Annotated in this window: 25 protein-coding genes and 1 tRNA gene; 17 read left to right on the forward strand and 9 right to left on the reverse strand. The window is 68.9% G+C overall.

Annotated elements, in window-relative coordinates; genetic code table 11:
• Positions 1 to 164 precede the first annotated feature (164 nt).
• Complete coding sequence (locus OG714_RS31100; protein WP_406125933.1) at positions 165 to 1,685, forward strand: RDD family protein; 1,521 nt, start codon at positions 165 to 167, stop codon at positions 1,683 to 1,685.
• A gap of 89 nt (positions 1,686 to 1,774) precedes the next feature.
• On the forward strand, positions 1,775 to 2,425 hold the full coding sequence (locus tag OG714_RS31105; RefSeq protein WP_406125935.1) for an RDD family protein: 651 nt from the start codon (positions 1,775 to 1,777) through the stop codon (positions 2,423 to 2,425).
• A gap of 106 nt (positions 2,426 to 2,531) precedes the next feature.
• On the opposite strand, the gene OG714_RS31110 is transcribed toward OG714_RS31105, so the two are convergent.
• Complete coding sequence (locus tag OG714_RS31110; RefSeq protein WP_406125936.1) at positions 2,532 to 2,840, reverse strand: hypothetical protein; 309 nt, start codon at positions 2,838 to 2,840, stop codon at positions 2,532 to 2,534.
• 435 nt (positions 2,841 to 3,275) lie between these two features.
• Here OG714_RS31110 and OG714_RS31115 point away from each other — a divergent pair, with 435 nt between their 5' ends.
• The 3 genes from OG714_RS31115 to OG714_RS31125 all read left to right on the forward strand — a co-directional run bounded on the left by OG714_RS31115 (position 3,276) and on the right by OG714_RS31125 (position 8,814).
• On the forward strand, positions 3,276 to 5,618 hold the full coding sequence (locus OG714_RS31115) for an immune inhibitor A domain-containing protein (protein WP_406125938.1): 2,343 nt from the start codon (positions 3,276 to 3,278) through the stop codon (positions 5,616 to 5,618).
• Positions 5,619 to 5,753: 135 nt separating this feature from the next.
• Positions 5,754 to 6,107: a hypothetical protein gene (locus tag OG714_RS31120; RefSeq protein WP_406132024.1), complete on the forward strand. Its 354-nt coding sequence runs from the start codon at positions 5,754 to 5,756 to the stop codon at positions 6,105 to 6,107.
• 466 nt (positions 6,108 to 6,573) lie between these two features.
• Positions 6,574 to 8,814 (forward strand): MMPL family transporter, encoded by a 2,241-nt coding sequence (locus tag OG714_RS31125; protein WP_406125939.1) that lies wholly within the window; start codon positions 6,574 to 6,576, stop codon positions 8,812 to 8,814.
• On the opposite strand, the gene OG714_RS31130 is transcribed toward OG714_RS31125, so the two are convergent.
• The gene (locus OG714_RS31130; RefSeq protein ID WP_406125941.1) at positions 8,811 to 9,395 is read right to left on the reverse strand and encodes an isochorismatase family protein; all 585 of its coding nucleotides are present in this window, start codon (positions 9,393 to 9,395) and stop codon (positions 8,811 to 8,813) included. The two genes, OG714_RS31125 and OG714_RS31130, sit on opposite strands and share 4 nt — an antisense overlap.
• A 116-nt stretch (positions 9,396 to 9,511) precedes the next feature.
• A complete protein-coding gene (locus OG714_RS31135) occupies positions 9,512 to 10,858 on the reverse strand; it encodes a nicotinate phosphoribosyltransferase (RefSeq protein WP_406125942.1) in 1,347 nt (448 codons plus the stop codon).
• Between the two features lie 80 nt (positions 10,859 to 10,938).
• Between OG714_RS31135 and clpS the strand changes: the two genes are divergently transcribed.
• From clpS to OG714_RS31170, 7 genes are all read left to right on the forward strand, one after another.
• Positions 10,939 to 11,256, forward strand: a complete 318-nt coding sequence (gene clpS, locus OG714_RS31140; protein ID WP_406125944.1) for an ATP-dependent Clp protease adapter ClpS — start codon at positions 10,939 to 10,941, stop codon at positions 11,254 to 11,256.
• A gap of 12 nt (positions 11,257 to 11,268) precedes the next feature.
• Positions 11,269 to 11,874 carry a DUF2017 domain-containing protein gene (locus OG714_RS31145; protein WP_406125946.1) on the forward strand — a complete coding sequence of 202 codons (606 nt, stop codon included), beginning with the start codon at positions 11,269 to 11,271 and terminating at the stop codon, positions 11,872 to 11,874.
• Positions 11,875 to 12,151: 277 nt separating this feature from the next.
• Positions 12,152 to 13,576 carry an amino acid permease gene (locus OG714_RS31150; protein ID WP_406125948.1) on the forward strand — a complete coding sequence of 475 codons (1,425 nt, stop codon included), beginning with the start codon at positions 12,152 to 12,154 and terminating at the stop codon, positions 13,574 to 13,576.
• A 77-nt stretch (positions 13,577 to 13,653) separates the two neighbouring features.
• A complete protein-coding gene (locus OG714_RS31155) occupies positions 13,654 to 14,082 on the forward strand; it encodes a Mov34/MPN/PAD-1 family protein (protein ID WP_406125950.1) in 429 nt (142 codons plus the stop codon).
• 90 nt (positions 14,083 to 14,172) lie between these two features.
• Positions 14,173 to 14,268 carry a putative leader peptide gene (locus tag OG714_RS31160; RefSeq protein WP_019056721.1) on the forward strand — a complete coding sequence of 32 codons (96 nt, stop codon included), beginning with the start codon at positions 14,173 to 14,175 and terminating at the stop codon, positions 14,266 to 14,268.
• Between the two features lie 103 nt (positions 14,269 to 14,371).
• Positions 14,372 to 14,650 (forward strand): MoaD/ThiS family protein, encoded by a 279-nt coding sequence (locus tag OG714_RS31165; RefSeq protein ID WP_406125952.1) that lies wholly within the window; start codon positions 14,372 to 14,374, stop codon positions 14,648 to 14,650.
• Positions 14,651 to 14,666: 16 nt separating this feature from the next.
• On the forward strand, positions 14,667 to 15,617 hold the full coding sequence (locus OG714_RS31170; protein ID WP_328683011.1) for a cysteine synthase: 951 nt from the start codon (positions 14,667 to 14,669) through the stop codon (positions 15,615 to 15,617).
• 109 nt (positions 15,618 to 15,726) lie between these two features.
• Here the strand turns inward: OG714_RS31170 and OG714_RS31175 are convergent, their stop codons facing one another.
• Entirely contained in the window at positions 15,727 to 16,146 is a 420-nt protein-coding gene (locus OG714_RS31175; RefSeq protein WP_406125955.1) for a type II toxin-antitoxin system PemK/MazF family toxin, read from the reverse strand.
• Between the two features lie 215 nt (positions 16,147 to 16,361).
• Here OG714_RS31175 and OG714_RS31180 point away from each other — a divergent pair, with 215 nt between their 5' ends.
• Positions 16,362 to 17,114: an MBL fold metallo-hydrolase gene (locus tag OG714_RS31180; RefSeq protein ID WP_328683013.1), complete on the forward strand. Its 753-nt coding sequence runs from the start codon at positions 16,362 to 16,364 to the stop codon at positions 17,112 to 17,114.
• Positions 17,115 to 17,194: 80 nt separating this feature from the next.
• Here OG714_RS31180 and OG714_RS31185 read toward each other — a convergent pair whose 3' ends face one another.
• Both OG714_RS31185 and OG714_RS31190 read right to left on the reverse strand, forming a co-directional pair.
• Positions 17,195 to 18,445 carry a PTS transporter subunit EIIC gene (locus OG714_RS31185; RefSeq protein ID WP_406125957.1) on the reverse strand — a complete coding sequence of 417 codons (1,251 nt, stop codon included), beginning with the start codon at positions 18,443 to 18,445 and terminating at the stop codon, positions 17,195 to 17,197.
• Positions 18,446 to 18,661: 216 nt separating this feature from the next.
• Positions 18,662 to 19,954 (reverse strand): PTS transporter subunit EIIC, encoded by a 1,293-nt coding sequence (locus tag OG714_RS31190; protein WP_406125959.1) that lies wholly within the window; start codon positions 19,952 to 19,954, stop codon positions 18,662 to 18,664.
• Between the two features lie 15 nt (positions 19,955 to 19,969).
• Between OG714_RS31190 and OG714_RS31195 the strand changes: the two genes are divergently transcribed.
• The 4 genes from OG714_RS31195 (at position 19,970) to rdgB (ending at position 22,396) form a co-directional block, all read left to right on the forward strand.
• A complete protein-coding gene (locus OG714_RS31195) occupies positions 19,970 to 20,329 on the forward strand; it encodes a PTS glucose/sucrose transporter subunit IIB (RefSeq protein ID WP_281169871.1) in 360 nt (119 codons plus the stop codon).
• Between the two features lie 126 nt (positions 20,330 to 20,455).
• Positions 20,456 to 21,193 carry a ribonuclease PH gene (rph, locus tag OG714_RS31200; RefSeq protein WP_406125961.1) on the forward strand — a complete coding sequence of 246 codons (738 nt, stop codon included), beginning with the start codon at positions 20,456 to 20,458 and terminating at the stop codon, positions 21,191 to 21,193.
• A gap of 155 nt (positions 21,194 to 21,348) precedes the next feature.
• Positions 21,349 to 21,762 (forward strand): hypothetical protein, encoded by a 414-nt coding sequence (locus tag OG714_RS31205; protein ID WP_406125963.1) that lies wholly within the window; start codon positions 21,349 to 21,351, stop codon positions 21,760 to 21,762.
• Between the two features lie 31 nt (positions 21,763 to 21,793).
• Positions 21,794 to 22,396 (forward strand): RdgB/HAM1 family non-canonical purine NTP pyrophosphatase, encoded by a 603-nt coding sequence (rdgB, locus tag OG714_RS31210; protein WP_406125964.1) that lies wholly within the window; start codon positions 21,794 to 21,796, stop codon positions 22,394 to 22,396.
• 46 nt (positions 22,397 to 22,442) lie between these two features.
• Here the strand turns inward: rdgB and OG714_RS31215 are convergent.
• The 3 genes from OG714_RS31215 to OG714_RS31225 form a co-directional block, all read right to left on the reverse strand.
• Positions 22,443 to 22,517: transfer RNA gene (locus OG714_RS31215), tRNA-Leu, on the reverse strand.
• Between the two features lie 10 nt (positions 22,518 to 22,527).
• Entirely contained in the window at positions 22,528 to 23,385 is an 858-nt protein-coding gene (locus OG714_RS31220; protein ID WP_406125965.1) for an HNH endonuclease signature motif containing protein, read from the reverse strand.
• Positions 23,382 to 24,008 carry an HNH endonuclease signature motif containing protein gene (locus OG714_RS31225; RefSeq protein WP_406125967.1) on the reverse strand — a complete coding sequence of 209 codons (627 nt, stop codon included), beginning with the start codon at positions 24,006 to 24,008 and terminating at the stop codon, positions 23,382 to 23,384. The genes OG714_RS31220 and OG714_RS31225 overlap by 4 nt, the downstream gene beginning before the upstream one ends.
• Positions 24,009 to 24,012: the final 4 nt, after the last annotated feature.

Here is a 24,012-nt window from a genome sequence, read left to right on the forward strand (position 1 = left end):
CGCGCCGCGTCACGAAGGCTTCGCGGGGCTTCGGAGCGTGTGGACTCCGTGCACGAGGTTGCCCGGAAAGGGGTGGGTCCGGCGGGACGGGCAGTGGCGGTCGCACGGGTCTGATAGATGTGGACACCCCCATTTGACCTCCGAGCAGATACGGGACGACGGACATGAGCGCCCCAACGCCGGCACCCGGTGACGACAGGCCCCGCGAGGGGTACTACCCGGACCCGTCCATTCCTGGCTATGTCCGGTACTGGAACGGCGCGGCCTGGGTGCCCGGCACCAGCCGCCCGGCGCCGTCGGACGGCCTGCCGCTCGGCGGTCCGGGCCAGTCGGGTCAGTCGGTCGAGGAGACCGGGCCGCACTTCTTCGACGAGGACCCGGCGCCGGACAACCGGGTGAACCCGGCGGAGGCGCAGCACGGCAGCCGCCCCGAACCGGCGGCCGCGTGGGGCGCGGACCGGGCCCACCAGAGCGGTTTCGGCGGCGACCAGGACCGCCGTGTCTCCTGGGGCTCCCCGGACCCGAGGGCGGGCGCGGACCCGAGGGTGCCCGCCGCCAACCCCGCCCACCCGGACGGCCGCGTCCCCGGCACGGACGGCTCGGCGCCGATCCCCCCGGAGGAACCGCCCAACCCCGGCACCTTCGTCCTCCGCCGCCCGACGACCCCGGGTGCGGACACCCCGGACGAGGGCACGACGACTTTCCGCCGCCCGACCCCGCGCACGCCTCAACAGGGCGGGGCGCCGGGGGCGCAGGGCGGGGGCGCGGGGGGCTTCGGCCCGCAGGGTCCGGTGGGAACCGGCTCCGCCGCCGCCGGCGGCTTCGGCCCCGGCAACCCCGTCGGCAACACCCCCTCCAGCGACCCCTCCGGCCCCGGCTTCGGCGCCGGAAAGGCGGCCGCCGCCCGCGCCGCACAGGCCCAGGCGGGCCAAGCGGGCACCGCCACCGGGGCACCCGCCTCCTCCGCTGCCTCCACGGCCCTCTCCGGGCCCCAGCAGCCCGCCCCCGGCGTCCCCCAGCAGTCCGGCCCGCCGCAGCCGCAGAGCGCCGCCGTATCCACTCCCATGGCCGCCGGTGTCGGCGGCGGGCAGCCCTCCTGGGCGCAGCAGGTGCATCGGCTGGCCGGGGAGGAGGACGGGCCCGTGGCGCCCTGGAAGCCGCCCGTCGAGGACGTGTTCCAGGCGGCGGCCCGGCGGCAGTCGGCGGCGCGGCCCGCGGGGCTCGGCAAGCGGCTGGTCGCGCGCCTGATCGACACCGTGGTGCTCGGCGCGGTCACCGCCGCGGCCGCCGTACCGCTGGGCACCAAGGCGATCGACCACGTCAACGAGAAGATCGACGCGGCCAAGCTCTCCGGCCGGGCCGAAACGGTCTGGCTGCTGGACGGCACCACGGCCGTCTACCTGGGCATCGTCCTCGCCGTGCTCCTCCTCTTCGGTGTCCTCTACGAGGCGCTGCCCACCGCCAGGTGGGGCCGCACCCTCGGCAAGAAGCTCTGCGGTCTGGAGGTCCGGGGCATCGAGAGCCACGAGCCGCCCGCCTTCGGCGGGGCCCTGCGCCGCTGGCTGGTGTACAGCGTCCCGGGGCTGCTGGGCATCGGCGTCGTCGGTGTCGCCTGGTGCCTGTTCGACCGGCCCTGGCGCCAGTGCTGGCACGACAAGGCAGCACATACGTTCGTAGCGGGATAGGGGCCTACGGCGTCCGGGGTAGCTGATTCCGTACCCCGGACGGCCGCTCGCCGGATGCGGAGCCGGGCGGTTCGCGGTCGACTCGGGCCATGAGCACCGAACCGCCTCCGGGCTCCGGCCAGCAGCCGCCGGAAGACGACCCGTTCAGGAAGCAGCCCCCTCCTGGCCAGGGATCGGGCTCACCGTACGACCAGTCCTACGGGAACCAGCCTCCGCAGCCTCCTCCATACGGCGGCGGTGGCGGTGGTGACCCCTACGGCGGCGGCTCCTACCCCACCGATCCGCTCTCCGGCATGCCCCCGCTCGCCGACAGCGGCCGGCGCACGCTCGCCCGGATCATCGACCTGATCCTCGTCGGCATCGTCGTCTGGCTGGTCACCTGGGCCTTCGGCGTGCACGAGTACGACGTCGGCTCCAACGGCGCGTCGTACGCCAAGTCGCTCGGGCAGTCGCTCATCGCGGCCGTGCTCTACATCGGCTACGACACCGTGATGACGGCCAAGGCGGGCCAGACACTCGGCAAGAAGTGGCTGGGCCTGCGCGTGGCCAACCTCGACAACGGGTCGACGCCGTCCGTGCAGACCAATCTGATCCGCGCGGCGGTGCTGTGGATCCCGTTCGCGTTCTGCTGCGCCTGCATCTGGACGGCGATCTGCGGCGGTTGGAGCTTCTTCGACAAGCCGTACAAGCAGGGGCTGCACGACAAGGCGGCCAAGACCGTGGTGGTCAGCACGCGTTGACGTGACCGGGGGACAACACCCGGGGCGCACACAGTGATCGGCGGGTCCGTGGTCAACGGACCCGCCGATTCGCGTGACTGGGGCGGCACTTGGCCTTGGGCTTGGTCTAGGGAGTGCTCCGCTCCCGTACCGGCTGCGCGGACGACATGGCGGCGGCGGAGACGGTCTCCCGCCGTACGGACACCGGCACCCGCTGGTGCGGCGGAACGGCCGGAGCCGCGGCCTGGGCTGCTGCGGCGCGGGTCCTCGGCTGCGGCACCGTCAGGGAGACGAGCAGCCCGAGGGCGAGCGCCGCGCATGCGATGACCGCGATCCCCAGACCCGAGTTCGTCTGTGACAGCAGCAGCATGGCGAGCGTCGAGAAGATCACCGTGAACGAACCGTAGGCGAGCTGTGCGGCGGTCGGACGAGGCATGGCAATCGAGTCCTCGTTAGGCGATGGAGGGGAGGCTGTGAAAGGGGGGTGCGACAAGGATGTCGGCCTGGTTTTCCGCCGGTTCCTGGCGTTCCGCCAAGCGACTCTATTCGGCTGCATGCCCGAGTGGAACGTGCAGTAAGCATGACCTAACACACAGCTCCGGTGCATGGGGGGCGCACGGAGTCATACCGTCCACCAAGTGGACGGATGCACGCGCCTGTTGAGCGATACACGAGTCGGCCGTGCGTGTCCGCAAAGCGGACCCCGGCTTCGTATAGTGCACTTGTCCTGTTCAAGTCAAGGTCTGTCTTTTCCCGTAAACCTCTAGTCAAATAACGTCACTTGACTATCACGCGTTCACCGCGCGCGGACCTCCATGACTCCAGGACCCCCCCTTCCGCGCGGTCGAGTGTGCGCAGGGGAGGACCTCAAGTGACCAGCAGACCCTGGACGTTCAGAGCGGCCGCGGTGGGCGTCGCCCTCGCGGCGGCCACCGCCACGTTCTCGACGTTCGCCGTGGCGGAGGCCGGTACCACGGCCAACTCCGCCAGTGTGGACCGGCACGACCCGGCACCGGTCGCACAGAAGGAGCACGACCTCGACGGCCCGCTGAGCAAGACGCAGGACGCGCAGCGCCAAGAGGCCCTGAACCAGGTCATATCCGGCAAGGCCTCGGTCAAGGACCGCAACGGCTCGCAGGTCGTCCAGCTCAAGAGCAAGGGCGGCAAGAGCAAGTACGTCGAACTGGGCCGCGAGCAGACCGACAAGATCTTCACGATCCTGGTCGAGTTCGGCGACCAGGTCGACAGCCGCTACGGCGGCACCGTCGGCCCGCTGCACAACCAGATAGCCGCGCCGGACCGCACGAAGGACAACTCCACGGCCTGGCAGGCGGATTACAACCAGGCGCACTTCCAGGACCTGTACTTCGGCACCGGCAAGAAAACCGAGTCCCTCAAGAAGTACTACGAGAAGCAGTCCTCGGGCCGCTACTCGGTCGAAGGCGAGGTCACCGACTGGGTCAAGGTCCCCTACAACGAGGCCCGTTACGGCTCCAACAACGCCTCCACCGGCGCCTGGTACGCGGTGCAGGACGGCGTCAACGCCTGGGTCGCCCAGCGCGAGGCCGCGGGTGACACGGCCGCCGAGATCAAGACGGAGCTGGCCCAGTTCGACCAGTGGGACCGCTACGACTACGACGGCGACGGCAACTTCAACGAGCCCGACGGCTACATCGACCACTTCCAGATCGTGCACGCCGGTGAGGACGAGTCGGCCGGCGGCGGCGCGCAGGGCGAGGACGCGATCTGGGCCCACCGCTGGTACGCCTTCGGCACCGACGCCGGCGCCACCGGCCCGGACACCAACCTGCTCGGCGGCACGCAGATCGGCGACACCGGCATCTGGGTCGGCGACTACACCATCCAGCCGGAGAACGGCGGACTCGGCGTCTACGCCCACGAGTACGGCCACGACCTCGGCCTGCCCGACGAGTACGACACCGCGGGCGGCGAGAACTCCACCGGCTTCTGGACGCTGATGTCGTCCGGCTCCTGGCTCGGCACCGGCAAGCAGGCGATCGGCGACCTGCCCGGCGACATGAACGCCTGGGACAAGCTCCAACTGGGCTGGCTGGACTACGACATCGCCAAGGCCGGCACCAAGTCCAAGCACACGCTGGGCGTCGCGGAGTACAACACCAAGAACCCGCAGGCGCTGGTGGTGCAGTTGCCCGAGAAGGAGGTCACCACCGAGGTGGTCACCCCGGCGCAGGGTGCCACGCAGTGGTGGAGCGGCAGCGGCAACAGCCTGAGCAACACCCTGTCCCGGACAGTGGACTTGACCGGGAAGTCGGCCGCGTCCCTCACGCTGGACGGCTACTACGACATCGAGGCCGACTACGACTACCTCTACACCGAGGTGTCGAAGGACGGCGGCACGACCTGGACCCCGATCGACGGCACGCTGGCCGACGGCTCCGCCATCCCGCGTGACGGCAGCGGCAACCCCGCGCTCACCGGCACGGCGGCGGCGTACCAGAAGCTGACGTACCCGCTGGACGCCTACGCGGGCCAGAAGATCGACGTCCGCTTCCGCTACTCGACGGACAGCGGGGTGGCGCAGAAGGGCTTCGCGGCCGACGAGATCACGGTGACCGCCGACGGCGCGACCCTCTTCTCCGACAACGCCGAGTCCGCCGACGCCGCCTGGACGGCGAAGGGCTTCTCGCGCATCGGCGCGTCCTTCACGGACGACTACGCGCAGTACTACATCGCCGAGAACCGTCAATACGTGTCGTACGACAAGGTGTTGAAGGTCGGTCCGTACAACTTCGGCTTCTCGACGACCCGTCCGGACTGGGTGGAGCACTACGCCTACCAGAACGGCCTGTTGATCTGGAAGTGGGACACCTCGCAGGCGGACGACAACACCAGCGAGCACGCCGGTGAGGGTCTGATCCTGCCGATCGACTCCCACCCGACGCAGCTGAAGTGGTCCAACGGCACGCTGATGCGCAACCGCGTCCAGGCCTACGACTCGCCGTTCAGCCTGTACCGGACGGACTCGATGACGCTGCACAACGCGGACGTCGCGACCAAGGTGAAGTCGCAGCCCGGCGTCCCGGTCTTCGACGACGGGAAGTCGACCTACTACGACACGTCGAACCCGACGGCCGGTGTCAAGATCACTGACACCAACACCCGGATCAAGATCGTCAAGGAGCCGCGTGACGGCTCGACGGTGAGCGTCCAGGTCGGCCCTTCGGCTAAGTAGTCGGTAAAAGCGCAGGTCAGAAACGTATCGGCGGTGACCCCCTGGCGGGTCGCCGCCGATCCGTGTTTAGGTGCGTCCTGTGCTTCGCTTATTGACACCGACCTCGATACCGACCCGCCAGGGGGTGTGACCGCATTGTCCGCAGGAGGTTTCTGCAGGCTGCCGACCGGCAGCGTGGTGGTGGCGTTGAACCTGCCCAGACCCGCCGCCCAGGGTGACGGCTGCGTCCGCGTTCTCGTCCACGCCCGCAACCGCGCCCGGGCCCTGACCAGGCTCCGCAACCTCGGTATGCGGGCCGTCTACCTGCGCGGCAACGCGGCCCCGCCGACCCCGGACGAGATCACCGCGGTCCTGCACCATCCCGACGGCCTGATATGGCGTACGGCCCCGGCCCCTGACAACGCTGTCGTGATCCCCGGGCCGGAGCTCCCGCAGGAGCTGTGGCATCCGATCCGTGCCTTGATCCGGAGGCCTCCGGCAGCGGCGTGAGGGGTTGTGTGTCGTCTGCGGCCCTGTGGGGGCTGGTCGCGCAGTTCCCCGCGCCCCTTCAGGGCGCGGCTGGCGCCGCGACGCGCCCCTCCACTCAGAGCCGGAAACATCCGCGCGCCCCTCAGGGGCGCGAGGAACTGCGCGACAAGCCCCCACCGGCCCGCAGACAACGGACCAGCCCCCACCGGCCCGCAGACAAGGCACTACCCCTCAAGGGGCGCGGGGAACTGCGCGACAAGCCCCCACCGGGCCCGCAGGCAACGGACGAGCCCCCACCGCCCCGCAGACAAGGCACTACCCCTCAAGGGGCGCGAGGAACTGCGCGACAAGCCCCCACCGGCCCGCAGGCGACGGACGAGCCCCCACCGGTCAACAGACACCGCACCGGCCCCGACAGGCGGACCACGGCGATCGACCCCATCCTGGGATGGCTCGGGGCAGCCTAGACCGCAGCGGAGGCCCCTTCGTGGCTACCGTCCTCTACCGCCTGGGGCGTCTGGCCTTTCGCCGGCGCTGGTACGTGACCGTCCTCTGGGTCGTGATCCTCGCGGGCCTCGGCTTCGCCTCCGCCAGGGCTGCCGACGCGCCCGCCACCACCTTCTCCACCCCGGGCGTCGAGTCCCAGCGGGCCTTCGACCTGATCCAGCAGCGCTTCCCCGGAGCGCAGGCGGACGGCGCCGTGGCCCGTGTGGTGTTCGTCACTCCCGACGGGCGGGAGATCACCACCGGCACGGACCGGGCGGCCGTCGTCCGGCTGGTCGACGAAGTCTCCGGCGGACCGCAGGTCGCGAGCGCGGTCAACCCCTTCCAGGCGGGCGCGGTCAGCAAGGACGCGACGACCGCGTACTCGACGATCACGTACACGGTGCAGGCCAGCGACCTCACCGACACCGCCAAGGACAACCTGGAGAACGCGGCCCGGCAGGCCCGTGACGCCGGCCTCACCGTCGAGATCGGCGGCACCGCGCTGGCCGCCGAGCCCGCGGCGGGCGGAGTGGGCGAGATCCTCGGCGTCGCCATCGCCGCCGTAGTGCTGCTGATCACCTTCGGATCGCTCGCCGCCGCCGGACTCCCGCTGCTGACCGCGATCCTCGGCGTCGGCATCTCGATGACCGCGATCACCACCCTGGCGAGCCCCCTCGGCCTCTCCGACACGACCGGCACCCTCGCCACGATGCTCGGCCTGGCCTGCGGCATCGACTACGCGGTGTTCGTCGTCTTCCGCTACCGCGAGGAACGCGCCAACGGCCACACCACCGAGGAGGCGGCGGGCCTGGCCGTGGGGACCGCCGGTTCGGCGGTCGTGTTCGCCGGTCTCACCGTCGTCATCGCACTCGCCGGGCTCTCCGTCGTAGGCATCCCGCTCCTCACCAAGATGGGCCTGTGCGCGGCCGGCGCGGTCGTCATCGCCGTCCTCATCGCGCTGACCCTCGTGCCCGCCCTGCTCGGCTTCTGGCCCCGTGCCGTCCTCTCCCGCCGCTACAAGACCACCGGCCGCCGCATCCAGGGCGTGGCCGGCAACATGGGCAGCCGCTGGGCGGGCTTCGTGCTGCGCCACCCCTGGCCGGTCCTGCTCGGCACGGTCGTCGGCCTGGTGGTCCTCGCGCTCCCCGTGCTCGGCCTGCAACTGGGCCAGTCCGGCGACGAGGCCAAGTCCACCGCGACCACCGAACGCCGCGCCTACGACGACCTCGCCAAGGCGTTCGGTCCCGGCTTCAACGGCCCGCTGACGGTCGTGGTGGACGTAACCGATTCCGCCCACCCGAAGGCTGCCGCGGCCACGGTCGCGCGCCGGATCGCGGCGGTACCGGGCGTGGTGTCGGTGACCCCGGTCCGCTTCAACTCCACCGGAAACACCGCCCTGTTCACCGCCGTACCCGCCGAGGCGCCCACCAGCCAGAAGACCGTCGACCTCGTCCACACCATCCGCGACGACCGCCCCGCGATCGAGACGGCGGCCCCCGGCGCGACCTTCGAGGTCACCGGCACCACCGCCCTCAACATCGACGTGGCCCAGAAGGTCAGCAGCGCCCTGGTCCCGTACCTGATCGTGGTCGTAGGCCTGGCGGTTCTCCTGCTTCTGCTGGTGTTCCGCTCGATAGTGATCCCGATCAAGGCGGCCGTCGGCTTCCTGCTCTCGGTGCTGGCCGCCCTCGGCTGCGTCGTCGCGGTCTTCCAATGGGGCTGGGGCGCAAGCCTGTTGGGCGTGGAGAGCACCGGCCCGATCATGAGCCTGATGCCGATCTTCCTGGTGGGCATCGTGTTCGGCCTGGCCATGGACTACGAGGTCTTCCTCGTCTCCCGCATCCGCGAGGCCTACGTCCACGGCAGCGCGGCCCACGCCTCGATCGCGACCGGGTTCCGCTACAGCGCCCGCGTCGTGACGGCCGCGGCCCTCATCATGATCTCGGTCTTCGCGGGCTTCATCACGGCCGGCGACTCGATGATCAAGATGATCGGCTTCGGCCTCGCGATCGCCGTCCTCTTCGACGCCTTCATCGTCCGCATGGCCTTCGTACCGGCCGTCCTCGCCATCCTGGACGACCGCATCTCCTGGCTACCGGGTTGGCTGGACCGCCTGCTCCCGAACGTAGACATCGAGGGCGAGACCCTGAGCCGCCAACACCCGGCGAGCGAGAGCGCCCCTTCAGGGGCGCGGGGAACTGCGCGACCAGCCCCCACCGGCTCGCGGACAAAAAGCGGCTAGACGACTGGCTTCCCGGTCAACTCCACGCCCGCCGCGCGCAGTTCCTCCAACGCCCGGTCGGTCGTCTCCTTCGCCACCCCAGCCGTCAGATCCAGCAACACCTGCGTACGGAACCCCTCCCGCACAGAGTCCAACGCGGTCGCCTTCACGCAGTGGTCCGTCGCGATCCCGACGACATCCACCTCGTCGATCTCCCGCGCCCGCAACCAGTCCCCGAGCGACACCCCGTTCTCGTCCCGCCCCTCGAACCCGCTGTACGCCGCCGCGTACGCCCCCTTGTCGAAAACCGCGTCGATCGCCCCGGAGGCGACCGCGGGCGCGAAGTTCGGGTGGAAGCCGACGCCCTCCGTACCCGCGACACAGTGCGCGGGCCAGGAACGGGCGTAGTCGGGGTTGTCGGCGAAGTGGCCGCCGGGCGCGATGTGGTGGTCGCGGGTGGCCACGACGTGCCGGTAGCCGGCGGGCGCCTGCCCGATCAGCTCGGTGACGGCGGCGGCCACATCCGCACCGCCGGCCACCGCGAGACTGCCTCCCTCGCAGAAGTCGTTCTGCACGTCAACGACGATCAAGGCGCGGCGCATGGTGGTGTCCTTCGACGAAGAGTGAGATTCGAGCCTAGAGACTTCGGCGGCACTACGGGAGGGCGTACCCCTGATTTTCGTACGGGTCTTAACCAGCGGGTCTTCATCGACGGTTCTTAACTACCCGACCGCAGATGCACGTACTCCGTCGGAAGAACAGCCTCCCCGCGCGACAACTGGGTCGCCGACAACGGCAGGTTGGCCCGCGCGACCGCGTGCCGGTCCCGTACGACGTCCAGCGGCTCGCGCGCGACGACCTCGCCGCCCTTGACCAGCTCGACCAGGAGTTGCCGGTCGGCCAGCTCTGCCGGGACCGGTCCGGTGCCGATGACCTCGGCTTCCGCGATCCCGTCGCCGTCCAGTCGCCGCGCGGCCCACTTGCGCCCGCCGATCGACGTCTTGCCGCCGCTGGACTTCTTCGCGACCGGCACCAGCGGAGCCTTCGGATCGGCGGACTCGGCACGCGCGACCAGCTTGTAGACCATCGAGCAGGTGGGGTGCCCGGACCCGGTCACCAGCTGGGTGCCGACGCCGTACGCGTCCACCGGCGCCGCCGCCAGCGAGGCGATGGCGTACTCGTCCAGGTCGGAGGTCACCACGATCTTCGTGTTGACGGCGCCCAGCTCGTCCAACTGCTGCCGCACCCGGTGCGCGACGAGCAGCAGGTCGCCCGAGTCGATGCGGACGGCGCCCAGTTCGGGCCCGGCGACCTCAACTGCCGTACGGACGGCCTCGGTCACGTCGTACGTGTCGACGAGCAGCGTGGTGTTGCGGCCCAGCGAGTCCACCTGGGCCTGGAACGCGTCGCGTTCGTTGTCGTGCAGCAGGGTGAAGGCGTGCGCGGAGGTGCCGACGGTCGGGATGCCGTAGCGGAAACCGGCCGCGAGGTCGGAGGTGGTGGCGAAGCCGCCGACGTAGGCGGCGCGGGAGGCGGCGACGGCGGCCAGCTCGTGGGTGCGGCGGGCGCCCATCTCGATCAGCGGGCGGTCCCCGGCGGCGGAGGCCATGCGGGAGGCGGCGGCCGCGATCGCGGAGTCGTGGTTGAGGATGGAGAGGATCACCGTCTCCAGGAGCACGCACTCGGCGAACGACCCCTCGACCCGGATGATCGGCGAGCCCGGGAAGTACACCTCGCCCTCCGGGTAGCCCCAGACGTCACCGCTGAAGCGGTAGGCGGCGAGCCACTCCAGGGTCTCCTCGTTGACGACGTTCCGCTCGCGCAGGAAGCCGAGGACGTCCGCGTCGAACCGGAAGTTCTCCACTGCGTCCAGGACGCGCCCGGTGCCGGCGACGACGCCGTAGCGCCGCCCCTCGGGCAGCCTCCGGGTGAAGACCTCGAAGACCGAACGCCGGTCGGCCGTACCCGCTTTGAGGGCGGCCTGCAGCATCGTCAGCTCGTAGTGGTCGGTGAAGAGCGCCGTCGAGGGAACGTCCACCGGCAGCCCAAGGTCCGCTGTGTTCATGGCAACGGATGGTACTCCCATCTCGTCACTCTGACGATTTGTGGGGTCCATTTGTGCGGAGGCCCCCTTGTGGTGGCAGCATGGCCCGTGTGACGTCACCCGCACCCCTGGAGATCGAACGCACCGAGTCGGCGGAGGAGGCCTTCGCCGTACCCGAGCCCGATGTCCCCTGGGTCACGATCGTCCACAACGACCCGGTCAACCTCATGAGCTACGTCGCGTACGTCTTCCAGACGTACTTCGGCTACTCCAAGGACAAGGCCCACAAGCTCATGCTCGACGTCCACCACAAGGGCCGCGCGGTCGTCTCCAGCGGAAGCCGCGAGGAGATGGAACGCGACGTGCAGGCGATGCACGGCTACGGTCTGTGGGCCACCCTCCAGCAGGACCGGAAGTAGCGACCCATCCCGATGCCAGGACATTTCGAACCGCTCCGCGACGGCGGCGCCGCCGTCGCCCTCGACGACGTCGAGATCTCGATCATCCGCTCGCTCGCCGTCCAGCTCCTTGAGCTGATCGGCCCCGGCCCGGGCGAGGACGCCTCCGACGACCCGCTCGCCGAACTCTTCGCCGAGGGCCCGAGCGAGCCGCCCGCCGACCCGGTGCTCCGGCGTCTGTTCCCGGACGCCTACACCGACCCGGAGCAGGCCCCCGACTCCCCGCAGGACGCGGAGGAACGGATGGCGCACTCCGCCGAGTTCCGCCGCTTCACCGAGAACGACCTCCGGGCCGGCAAGCGCGAGAACGCCCTCGCGGTGGTCCGCACCCTGGACTCGCTGACCCCGGGCGGCGACGGCGGCGCGATCCTCAAGCTCACCGCCGAGGAGTCCCGGCAGTGGCTCGGCTCGCTCAACGACCTGCGCCTGGCGATCGGTTCACGCCTCGACATCGCCGACGAGGACGACACCGACGACCTCTACCGGCTCCCGGACGAGGACCCGCGCAAGCCGATGGTGATGGCGTACCTCTGGCTGGGCGGTCTCCAGGAGACGCTGGTCAACACCCTGATGCGCTGACCGGAGCAGCCGTTCCGTTCGCTCAGCGGACCCTCAAATCCGGATAACGATCACGTCACCGCGACGGCCAGGAATGCTGGCCGTCGCTCCTTTTTGTCCACTTCTCCCTGTGGTGTGCGCCACAAATGTCCCCGCCGATCGCGATTCTGACCGTGATAGATCTTCACGACCGCCCGGCGGACGCCACCCATGTCCCGCTGGGTTCGCCATGCGGCCGACGGACCTCGGCCGGGCAGCTCCAAGTCCATGGGGGGATTCGGAGAAAGGCGCACCACACATGACCTCCGCTCAGGTCGAGACGGACAAGACCCCCGAGGAGGGGTACGAGCGCGGGCTCGGCAGCCGTCAGGTCCAGATGATCGCGATCGGCGGCGCCGTCGGCGTCGGACTGTTCCTGGGAGCCGGGGCGAACATCGCCAAGGCCGGCCCCAGCCTCATCTTCATGTACGCCCTCGCGGGCGTGATCATCTTCTTCATCATGCGGGCACTGGGCGAACTGCTCCTGTACCGCCCGGTGTCGGGCTCCTTCGCGGAGTACTCCCGCGAGTTCCTCGGCCCGTTCTTCGGCTACTTCACCGCCTGGACGTACTGGCTGATGTGGGTGGTCACCGGCATGGCCGAACTCACGGCCGCCGCCATCTACGTCAACTACTGGTTCCCCGCCGTCTCCCAGTGGGTGACCGCGCTCGCCTTCCTGGTGATCCTCTTCGTCGCCAACCTCATCTCGGTGAAGCTGTTCGGCGAGATCGAGTTCTGGTTCTCGATGGTCAAGGTCACCGCCCTCATCGGCATGATCGTGATCGGCCTCGGAGTCCTCACCTTCGGCTTCAGCAGCGCCGGTGACACCGCCTCGGTCGCCAACCTCTGGCAGTTCGACGGCTTCTTCCCCAAGGGCATCGGCTCCTCCCTGATGACCCTCCAGGGCGTGATGTTCGCCTACCTCGCCGTCGAGCTGGTCGGCGTCACCGCGGGCGAGTCCGAGAACCCGGAGAAGACCCTCCCCAAGGCGATCAACACCCTCCCGTGGCGCATCGCCCTCTTCTACGTCGGCGCCCTCACCGTCATCCTCTGCGTCGTCAAGTGGACCGAATTCGCGCCCGGTGTCAGCCCGTTCGTCGAGGCGTTCGCGAAGATCGGTATCCCGGCAGGCGCCGGAATCGTCAACTTCGTGGTCCTCACGGCCGCCCTCTCCTCCTGCAACTCGGGCATGTACTCCACGGGCCGCATGCTCCGCACCCTCGCGGACAACGGCGAGGCCCCGAAGGTCTTCAGCAAGCTGTCCGCCTCGAAGACCCCGGCGACCGGCATCACGATCTCCGTGGCCTTCATGGGCATCGGCGTGGTCCTCAACTACGTCGTCCCGGAGAAGGCGTTCGGCTACGTCACCTCGGTCGCCACCGCCGCCGGCATCTGGACCTGGCTGATGATCCTGATCAGCCACGTCCTCTACCGCCGCGCGGTCGACGCGGGCCGCCTCCCGGCCTCGTCCTTCCCGGCCCCGGGCGGCGCGAAGTTCTCCTACGTGGCCATCGCGTTCCTGCTCTTCGTCACCGGCCTCATCGCCTACGACCCCGACTCCCGCGTCTGCCTCTACGTGATGGTCGGCTGGACCCTCGCCCTGGGCGCCGGCTGGTTCCTCCTCAAGTCCCGCAACCCGCAGGTCACCGAGCGCCGCGACCCGGAGTTCGAGAAGGTCGGCTGACCCGCCCGATCCCGCCATATGGGCCGTCCCGTACCACCACTCGGTACGGGACGGCCCTTCTGCTTATCCTGACGACCATGCCGACCCTGACCATCACCCAGGCCCTCTTCGACCAGATCGTCGCCCACGCGCGCGCGGACCACCCCGACGAGGCGTGCGGGGTCGTCGCGGGCCCGGAGGGCGAGGGCCGCCCCGAGCGCTTCATTCCGATGCTGAACGCGGCCCGCTCACCCACGTTCTACGAGTTCGACTCGCAGGACCTGCTGAAGCTCTACCGCGAGATGAACGACCGCGACGAGGAGCCGGTGATCATCTACCACTCCCACACCGCGACCGAGGCCTACCCCTCCCGCACCGACATCTCCTACGCCAACGAACCCGGCGCCCACTACGTCCTCGTCTCCACCGCCGACTCCGACGAGGCAGGACCCTTCCAGTTCCGCTCGTACCGGATCCTGGAAGGCGAGGTCACGGAGGAGGAGGTCAAGGTGGTGGAGTCGTACTGATCCGGTCCTGATCTCGTACTCCGGATGAAATCCGTCCGAAGCGTGAGATCCCCTACCGAGGACCGGACAGGGAATCGATACGATGAGCCCATGGTTCTTCTCGACGTGAGCGACAAGGCGCCGGGCACGCTGCTCGTGGCGCGGCTGCACGTCGACCTGTGCCGGCTCAGCAGCGCCATCTGTTGACCCTCGCGCAGTCGCCGTAGGCCGTGCGCCCCGGCGCGCCCATGATCGTGCCGCGCGCCCACCGAGACCAGACCCCTTCCGCTTCCGACAGGAGCCCCTTGCCATGGCCATCGAGGTCCGCATCCCCACCATCCTCCGCACCTACACCGGCGGCGAGAAGGCCGTCGAGGGTGCCGGTGAGAACCTCGCCGCGCTCTTCGCCGACCTCGAGACCCGGCACACGGGCATCCAGGCCCGCATCGTGGACGGCGGCGAACTGCGCCGCTTCGTCAACGTGTACCTGAACGACGAGGACGTCCGCTTCCTCGACGGCATCAACACCAAGCTGTCGGACGGCGACAACGTCACGATCCTGCCGGCTGTCGCCGGCGGCATGCGCTAAGGCCCGCTGACCGCTGATGCGTTACGACTCCCCGCTGGCCGCGGTGGGCAACACCCCTCTGGTGCGCCTGCCGCGGCTCTCGCCGTCCACCGACGTCCGCATCTGGGCCAAGCTGGAGGACCGCAACCCGACCGGCTCGGTCAAGGACCGCCCGGCCCTCCACATGATCGAACAGGCGGAGAAGGACGGCCGCCTCACGCCCGGCTGCACCATCCTGGAGCCGACCTCCGGCAACACCGGCATCTCGCTGGCCATGGCCGCCAAGCTCAAGGGCTACCGCATGGTCTGCGTGATGCCCGAGAACACCTCGCAGGAACGCCGCGACCTGCTCAACATGTGGGGCGCGGAGATCATCCCCAGCCCCGCGGCGGGCGGCTCCAACACGGCGGTCCGCGTGGCGAAGGAACTCTCCGCCGAACACCCGGACTGGGTGATGCTCTACCAGTACGGCAACCCCGACAACGCGGGCGCCCACTACGCGACGACCGGCCCGGAGATCCTCACCGACCTCCCGTCGATCACCCACTTCGTGGCCGGCCTCGGCACCACGGGCACGCTCATGGGCGTAGGCCGCTACCTCCGCGAACACAAGCCGGACGTCAAGATCGTCGCCGCGGAACCCCGCTACGACGACCTCGTCTACGGCCTCCGCAACCTCGACGAGGGCTTCGTCCCCGAGCTCTACGACGCCTCCGTCCTGACGACCCGCTTCTCGGTCGGCTCGGCCGACGCGGTCACCCGAACCCGAGAACTCCTCCAGCAGGAGGGCATCTTCGCCGGCGTCTCCACGGGCGCGGCCCTCCACGCGGCGATCGGCGTCGGCAAGAAGGCCGTAGCGGCGGGGGAGTCCGCGGACATCGCCTTCGTGGTGGCGGACGGCGGCTGGAAGTACCTGTCGACGGGCGTGTACACGGCGGCAACGACAGAAGAGGCGATCGCAACGCTTCAGGGCCAACTCTGGGCGTGATGAAAAGGGCCTGGGGGCTATGCCTTCAGGGGCGCGGGGCTGCATCGATGTGCGGCTCCGCCGCGTGGGCGCGACCAGCCGCAACGGGCCCGCCCCCGACGCACAACCGTCAGCTGGTGAGGTGACGGACCTGATCCCACAGGACCGGGTCCACCACCCCCACCCGCCGCCGAAAGTCGGACACCGCCACTTTCCTCAACTCGTCGGTCTCCAGATAGCTGGCCCGCCCCCGCGCATCCCCAACGGCCCCCGGCGGCAAGGGAATTACCCCGCCCCGCTCCTCGTGATACTTGCTGGTGATCTTCGCGACGGTGACTTTCCGCCCGCGCACGGCAAGCACCAGACAAGGCCGATCCTTCGCAGCCCCGGGTTGATCCTCATAGGGCACGTTCGCCCACCAGATCTCCGCGGGCCGAGGCCGATCCCCCCGAACCCGTCGGGACGACCCCCGCCCCCACCCGTCGACCAGCGTGGCGACGAGCGCCAGCAACACCACCGCCGCGAGCGCGAGCCACCAGTACGTGTTCATACGAACGACCGTACCGGCGCGCAATCCAAGCCGCGCGCCCTCTTACAGACCCCACGCGCCCCGGTTCCAGCCGAACCGGTGACACCACAGGTGAGTTCCCCCACAACAGCCCTTGGCGGAGGAGCGACCGGCCCTTTTGCGCCTTACGCTCGACGGACCGCACGACCCCCGTCACCCAACTCCAGAAGTTACCCGCCAGCGGAGGTTTCTGCTTTATGAAGCTCACCGTCGTCGGCTGCTCGGGGTCGTTCCCGTCCGCGGAATCGGCCTGTTCGAGCTACCTCGTAGAGGCCGACGGCTTCCGGCTGCTCCTCGACATGGGCAACGGCGCCCTTGGCGAGCTGCAGCGCCACTGCGGTCTCTACGACCTCGACGCGATCTTCCTCAGCCATCTGCACGCCGACCACTGCATCGACATGTGCGCGTACTTCGTCGCGCGCTACTACCGCCACGACGGCGGCCGCTGCGACCCCATCCCGGTCTACGGCCCCGAGGGCACCGAGCACCGTCTGACCACGGCCTACGCCGACACCCCCACCGCCTCCTCCATGAGCGAGGTCTTCGACTTCCACACGGTGAAGCCGTCCACGTTCGACGTCGGCCCCTTCACCGTGCACACCGAGCGGGTCCGCCACCCCGTCGAGGCGTACGGCATCCGCGTCGAGCACGGCGGGCGGTCCCTGACGTACTCCGGCGACACGGGTGTCAGCGAGTCCCTCGACGAACTCGCCCGGGACACCGACCTGTTCCTGTGCGAGGCCGCGTTCACGCACGGCAAGGAGAACATCCCGGACCTCCACCTCAACGGCCGCGAGGCCGGCGAGACGGCCACCCGCGCCGGCGTCCGCCGCCTGGTCCTCACCCACATCCCCCCGTGGACCGACCCCCAGGCCAACCTGGCCGACGCGCGCGAGGCCTACGCCGGGCCGGTGGAACTGGCGGCGCCGAGAGCGTCGTACGAGATCTAGCACTGCCTGATTCAGCACCGCGCACACGAAGGCCCCGGCACCAACTCGGTGCCGGGGCCTTCGTCATGGCCGTACGGGGATCACGCCTTGGTGAGGTCCTCGAGCTCCTCCTCGGGCTCGCGGCCCGGGGTGGGGAGGTTCCACTTGGTGATCGCGAAGCGGAAGACGAAGTAGTAGACCGCGCCGAAGACCAGACCGATCGGGATGATCAGCCAGGGCTTGGTGGCGAGGTTCCAGTTGAGGGCGTAGTCGATGAAGCCCGCGGAGAAGGTGAAGCCCGCGTGGACGCCGAGCGCCCAGGTGATCGCCATGGACAGGGCGGTCAGCACCGCGTGGATCGCGTACAGCACCGGGGCGATGAACATGAACGAGAACTCGATCGGCTCGGTCACACCGGTCACGAAGGAGGTCAGCGCGAGCGAGATCATCATGCCCGTGACGGCCTTGCGGCGCTCGGGGCGGGCGGTGTGCGCGATGGCGAGCGCGGCGGCCGGCAGGCCGAACATCATGATGGGGAAGAAGCCCGACATGAACTGTCCGGCGGTCGGGTCACCGGCGAAGAAGCGGGTGAGGTCACCGTGGACGACCGCGCCGCTGGAGTCCTTGTAGTCGCCGATCTGGAACCAGGCCACCGAGTTGACGAACTGGTGCATGCCGACCGGGATCAGACCGCGGTTGATCAGACCGAACAGACCGGCACCGAACGCGCCGAGACCGGTGATCCACTCGCCGAAGTTCGAGATGCCCTCGCCGATCGGCTTCCAGATCAGGCCGAAGAAGACACCCATGATCGTGCCGACGAACGCCATGATGATCGGGACGAGACGGCGGCCGTTGAAGAAGCCGAGCCAGTCGACCAGCTTGGTCCGGTGGAACTTCTGCCACAGCACCGCGGAGAGCAGACCCATGATGATGCCGCCGAGGACACCGGGGTTGTTGTAAGTCGCGGGTACGTCCGCGCCCTTGAGGATCTGCGCGTCGGTGACGGGGAAGGCCTTGAGCACATTGCTGTAGACGAGGAAGCCGACGAGCGCCGCCAGCGCGGTGGAGCCGTCGGACTTCTTGGCGAAGCCGATCGCGACACCTATACAGAACAGCAGCGGCAGGTTGTCGAAGATCGCGCCACCGGCGGTGGCGAAGACGGCCGTCACCTTGTCCGGCAGATGCAGCTTGTCGTGGATGTCGGCCTGACCGAACCGGAGCAGAATGCCCGCCGCCGGAAGCACGGCGATCGGCAGCTGTAGGCTGCGACCGATCTTCTGCAGGCCCTGGAACAGGCCGGATCCCCACTTCTTCGCGGGTGCCGCCGTTGGCGCGGTGGCAGTGCTCATGGACTTCCTCCATCGGGTGGTGGTCTACACCACTCAGTGGTGTAGACCTGTTGTAGCAGATGAAGTCCGCATAAAGGAACCCGCGAATCCTGCGACCGAATCGCTACGCGACGTACATGACGGCGTGCATGACGGCGTGCATGACGGCGTGCATGAAGAAGGCCCCCCGACCGATGGTCCGGGGGCCCAACTCGCTTGTTCCGCTTGCCTGTTCCGTCAGGCCTTGGTGACGTCCTCGCGTTCGTCCTCCGGCTCGCGCCCCGGAGTCTTCAGGTCGAACTTCGTGATCGCGAAACGGAAGACGACGTAGTACACCGCCGCGAAGCACAGCCCGATCGGGATGATCGCCCACGGTTTCGTCGCCAGGTTCCAGTTGATCGCGTAGTCGATCAGGCCCGCCGAGAAGCTGAACCCGTCGTGCACCCCGAGCCCCCAGGTCACCGCCATCGACACCCCGGTCAGCACCGCGTGGACCGCGTAGAGGACCGGCGCGATGAACAGGAACGAGTACTCGATGGGCTCGGTGATGCCGGTCACGAACGAGGTCAGCGCGACCGACAGCATCAGACCGCCCACCTCCTTGCGACGGCTCGGCTTCGCGCAGTGTGCGATCGCGAGCGCCGCAGCGGGCAGCGCGAACATCATGATCGGGAAGAACCCGGAGGTGAACTGCCCCGCGTTCGGGTCACCCGCCAGGAACATGTTGATGTCACCGTGCACCACCGTCCCGTCCGGCTTCGTGTAGCTGCCGAACTGGAACCAGATGGGCACGTTCAGGAACTGATGCAGCCCTACGACCAGCAGCGCCCGGTTGGCGAGACCGAACACCCCGGCGCCCAGCGCACCCCGCGCGCTCAGCCAGTCGCTGAAGTGCTCAAGACCGCTGCCGATCGGCGGCCAGACCCACAGCGCCACCGCCGCCACCGCGATCGCCACGAACGACATGATGATCGGCACCAGACGGCGGCCGTTGAAGAAGCCCAGCCAGTCCACCAGCTTCGTACGGTGGAACCGCACCCAGAAGAACGCGGTCAGCAGCCCCAGCACGATCCCGCCGAACACCCCGGGATTCTGGTACGTGAACACCGAGACCGAGTGATCGGCGGCCTGGCACCCGATGCCGGGCACCACGTTCGTGCCGCCCGTGCAGTCCTTCGGGAACTGGCGCAACACGTTGTAGTAGACGAGGAAACCGACGAGCCCGGCCAACGCCGTCGACCCGTCCGACTTCTTCGCCATGCCGATCGAGACACCCACACAGAACAGCAGCGGCAGCCCGAGCTGCCCGTCGAGCAGCGCCCCGCCCGCACCCGCCATCACCTTCGAGACGTTGGTCCACCCCAGCCCGTCGTCCCCGAACACGTCCGGCTGCCCGAGCCGGTTGAGGATGCCGGCCGCCGGCAGCACGGCGATGGGGAGTTGGAGACTGCGGCCCATCTTCTGAAGCCCCTGGAACAGGTTGTTCCAAAAGGTGCGCCCAGGACGGGCGGCGGCACTGTCGGCACTCATGGACGCCCCTCGGTAATGTGGTGTAGACCAGTTGGCGACGTGATCGTCACCATCATTCGGCACGCACGACATGACCGCTCGCGAAGCTGGGCCAACTGTGGGTTACTGCGACAAAGCGGTTCGGATCAGGGAGAGAACAACATGGCCACCAAGGCTGAGAAGATCGTTGCCGGGCTGGGCGGCATCGACAACATCGAAGAGGTCGAGGGCTGCATCACCCGCCTGCGCACCGAGGTGAAGGACCCCGCCTTGGTCGACGAGGCCGCCCTGAAGGCCGCCGGAGCCCATGGCGTCGTCAAGATGGGCACGGCGATCCAGGTCGTCATCGGCACCGACGCGGACCCGATCGCGGCGGACATCGAAGACCTGATGTGAAGCGCGGGGATCATCCCCGGCTTTGACCCGAGCGTCGACCCCGACTTCACCCGCGGTGTCACACGCTGAGGGGCTCTTCCCACCGCGGGAGGAGCCCCTTCCTCATGTACCACTAGGCTCTTCGCCATGTCTCGAATCGACGGCCGCACCCCCGAACAGCTCCGCCCCGTCACCATCGAACGTGGCTGGAGCAAGCACGCCGAGGGCTCCGTCCTCGTCTCCTTCGGCGACACGAAGGTCTTCTGCACCGCCTCGGTCACCGAGGGCGTCCCCCGCTGGCGCAAGGGCAGCGGCGAGGGCTGGGTCACCGCGGAGTACTCCATGCTGCCCCGCGCCACCAACACCCGCGGCGACCGCGAGTCCGTCCGCGGCAAGATCGGCGGCCGCACCCACGAGATCAGCCGCCTCATCGGCCGCTCGCTCCGCGCGGTCATCGACTACAAGGCCCTCGGCGAGAACACCATCGTCCTCGACTGCGACGTCCTCCAGGCCGACGGCGGCACCCGTACGGCGGCCATCACCGGCGCGTACGTGGCGCTGGCGGACGCCGTGACCTGGGCCCAGGGCAAGAAGCTGATCAAGGCCGGCCGCCAGCCGCTCACCGGCACGGTCAGCGCCGTATCGGTCGGCATCGTCGGCGGAGTCCCGCTCCTGGACCTCTGCTACGAGGAGGACGTCCGCGCCGAGACCGACATGAACGTCGTCTGCACCGGCGACGGCCGCTTCGTCGAGGTCCAGGGCACCGCCGAGGCCGAGCCCTTCGCGCGCGACGAACTCAACGCCCTCCTCGACCTCGCCGTCGCCGGCTGCGACGAGCTGACCGCCGTACAGCAAAAGGCACTTGAGGCCGCGCTGGAGAAGTAAGAGGCTTGGGCGGTCAGGTAAAGGGCGCACCAAGGTCGTACCAAGAGAGGCGGGCTGCGGGGGCAACCCGGCGGCCCGCCCCCGCGTCCCTACGCATACGGAACGGAAACGGGGAGTGGCCGCCGAGGCCCGCCCCACGGGGAGGAAACCGAACCATGGCCGCCGCAAGCCGACGAAGCCACAGCAGTCGCCGCCGTATCGCCATAGCCGCCACCGTCGCGGCGATCAGCCTGACCGCCGGCCTTGCCACCGGCTGCGACGCCGTCGACAAGGCCATCGACTGCGTCCAGACCGCCGACACCATCGCCGACAGCGTCACCGGCCTCCAACAGGCGGTGGAGAACGCGGCCGACGACCCCACCCAGACCGACCAGTCCCTCAACTCCATCGAGAAGGACCTCGACAAGATCGGCGACAAGACCGACAACGCGGACGTCAACAAGGCGGTCGACGACCTGAGCGAGGCGGTCGACAACGTCCGTACGGCGGTCAAGAACGGCGACGACACACCTGACATCAGCCCGGTCACGGACGCGGCGGGCGAACTGACGAAGGTCTGCACGTCGTAGTCGTCCGGCGAGGATTGGAATACTGAACGCCATGACACGCCTGATCCTCGCCACCCGCAACGCCGGCAAAATCACCGAACTGAGGTCGATCCTCACCGCCGCGGCCCTGCCCCACGACCTCGTCGGCGCGGAGTCCTACCCGGAAATCCCCGACGTCAAGGAAACGGGCATCACGTTCGCGGAGAACGCCTTGCTCAAGGCCCACGCCCTGGCCCAGGCAACAGGCCTCCCTGCGGTGGCCGACGACTCGGGCCTGTGCGTGGACGTCCTGAACGGCGCCCCCGGCATCTTCTCGGCCCGCTGGTCCGGCCAACACGGCGACGACCAGGCCAACTTGAACCTGCTCCTGGCCCAACTCTCGGACATCGCGGACGAACACAGGGGCGCCCACTTCGCCTGCGCGGCGGCCCTGGCTCTGCCGGACGGCACGGAGCGGGTGGTCGAGGGCCAGTTGAGGGGACGGCTGCGCCACACCCCGACCGGCACGAACGGCTTCGGCTACGACCCGATCCTCCAGCCGGAGGGGGACACGCGGACCTGCGCGGAACTCACGGCCGACGAGAAGAACGCGATCAGCCATCGGGGGAAGGCGTTCCGGGCGTTGGTGCCGGTGGTTCGGGAGTTGTTGGGCTGAGTGCGGAAGGGCGCGCTCCGGAGTCGGCGGCGCGCCCTTCACGAAATGGGCCCGGTGGGACTCGAACCCACGACACACCGGACCTAAACCGGCGCCCTCTAGCCAGCTGGGGTACGGGCCCACAGCGCGGCCTACTCTACTGTGCGCTCCTGCGAGGGCGTACGCGGAGATCGATTCGCGAAGGTCTTCGTCTGGCTGTGACAGGACGGGCACAGGTACCGCAGGTTCTCCTTCCGGTTGTCCAGCCGGTCCCCGTTGATGTGGTCGATCTCCAGAACGAGCCGCTTTCCCTGCCACACGTCACCGACACCGCAGGCTTCACAGATGTGCGGGACGCCCACGTCGTCGAGTGCCCGTCTCAGTTGCACCGTCTTGGTACGGGACGAACCCGATTCCAGCCGGACCAGAATCTGGGCGGCGGACTTACGGTCCTTGCCGGGAACGCCACGGCGGTGTCCCTGGCCGACGAAATGACTGATCGACAGGTTGTGGGCGGCCACGCTCCTCTTGAGGCGCTCACGCGCTGCCCCGTTGTCGACGATGCCGAGCAGCTTCAGGACACCCGCAAGACTCCGGGACGAAGCCACAGCAGGAGCGAGTCGTTCGTACGACAGGATTCCCGGGCTGTACCTGCGCCCGCTGACGAAGTGCGAGGTGTCGATCCCGAACTGGTCGAGTTTCCTGCGGATGTGGCCGTACGGGCTGTCGCGCGGATCGAAGCCCATGTACTCCAACATCTCCCGGATGCTGGCCGAACAGGCCGCGGCCTCCTGCAGAAGCGTCTTCGAGTAGCTTCGCCGCTCTCGTTCGGGCATCGGCTCGTCGATGAAATGCGAGGTGTCGATCCCGTAGTGCTCAAGCCTTCCGCGCAGGTAGTTGCGTGGCGTGCTGCCCATCGGAGCGTTCAGTCTGCGCATCAGATCGACGAGGCTCGCGGAGGTGGCTGCGGTACGGGCGAGCCGGTCGCGCGTGTATTTCGCGGAACTCATCCCCGGGCCCTCCGCTTGCGGCCTCGGTAAGTGTCCGTCACTGCATGGCAGTTGGGGCACAGCAACTGGAGGTTCTCCTGGCGGTTGTCCCACCAGTCGCCGTTGATGTGGTCCACCTCAAGCCTCAGCGGCAGACCGTTCCGCTCCGGCCCCGTGCAGCACATGGCGCAGCGTTCCTCGACGCCGGTCTGGAGCAGTGCGCGGCGCAGGCGGTCACCCGGCACTCTTCCGTCCTCTGCGGAGCGGAGACAGAGAGCGCCCCCGAGCGAACCTTTGGGACGCCCTCGTCGTACGGCCACGAAGTGGCTCGTGTCGATTTCGAGAGCGGCAATACGGCGACTGATGTGGGTCTGATTACCACCGACCTGGCTGATCCCGAGGTGTCGTACGACGTCCTTGACGCTGGTCGACGTCGCCACGGCCGCCCGAAGCCGCTCCTCGGTATGGCGAACCTGGTTCGTCGCGAAGTGGGAGATGTCGATGTCAGCTTCGGCCATCTTCTGGCGCAGATAGCGCCTGCTGCCAGGTGTGGGACTGCCCCCGCACCATCGGACCGCGTCATCGATGTGCCTCGTGCGGCTAGCTGCCTCTTCCAGTAACTGGCGGGTGTACCTGGCTGCCACGTTC

The sequence above is a fragment of the Streptomyces sp. NBC_00989 genome (genome assembly GCF_045162655.1).
Taxonomy (GTDB): domain Bacteria; phylum Actinomycetota; class Actinomycetes; order Streptomycetales; family Streptomycetaceae; genus Streptomyces.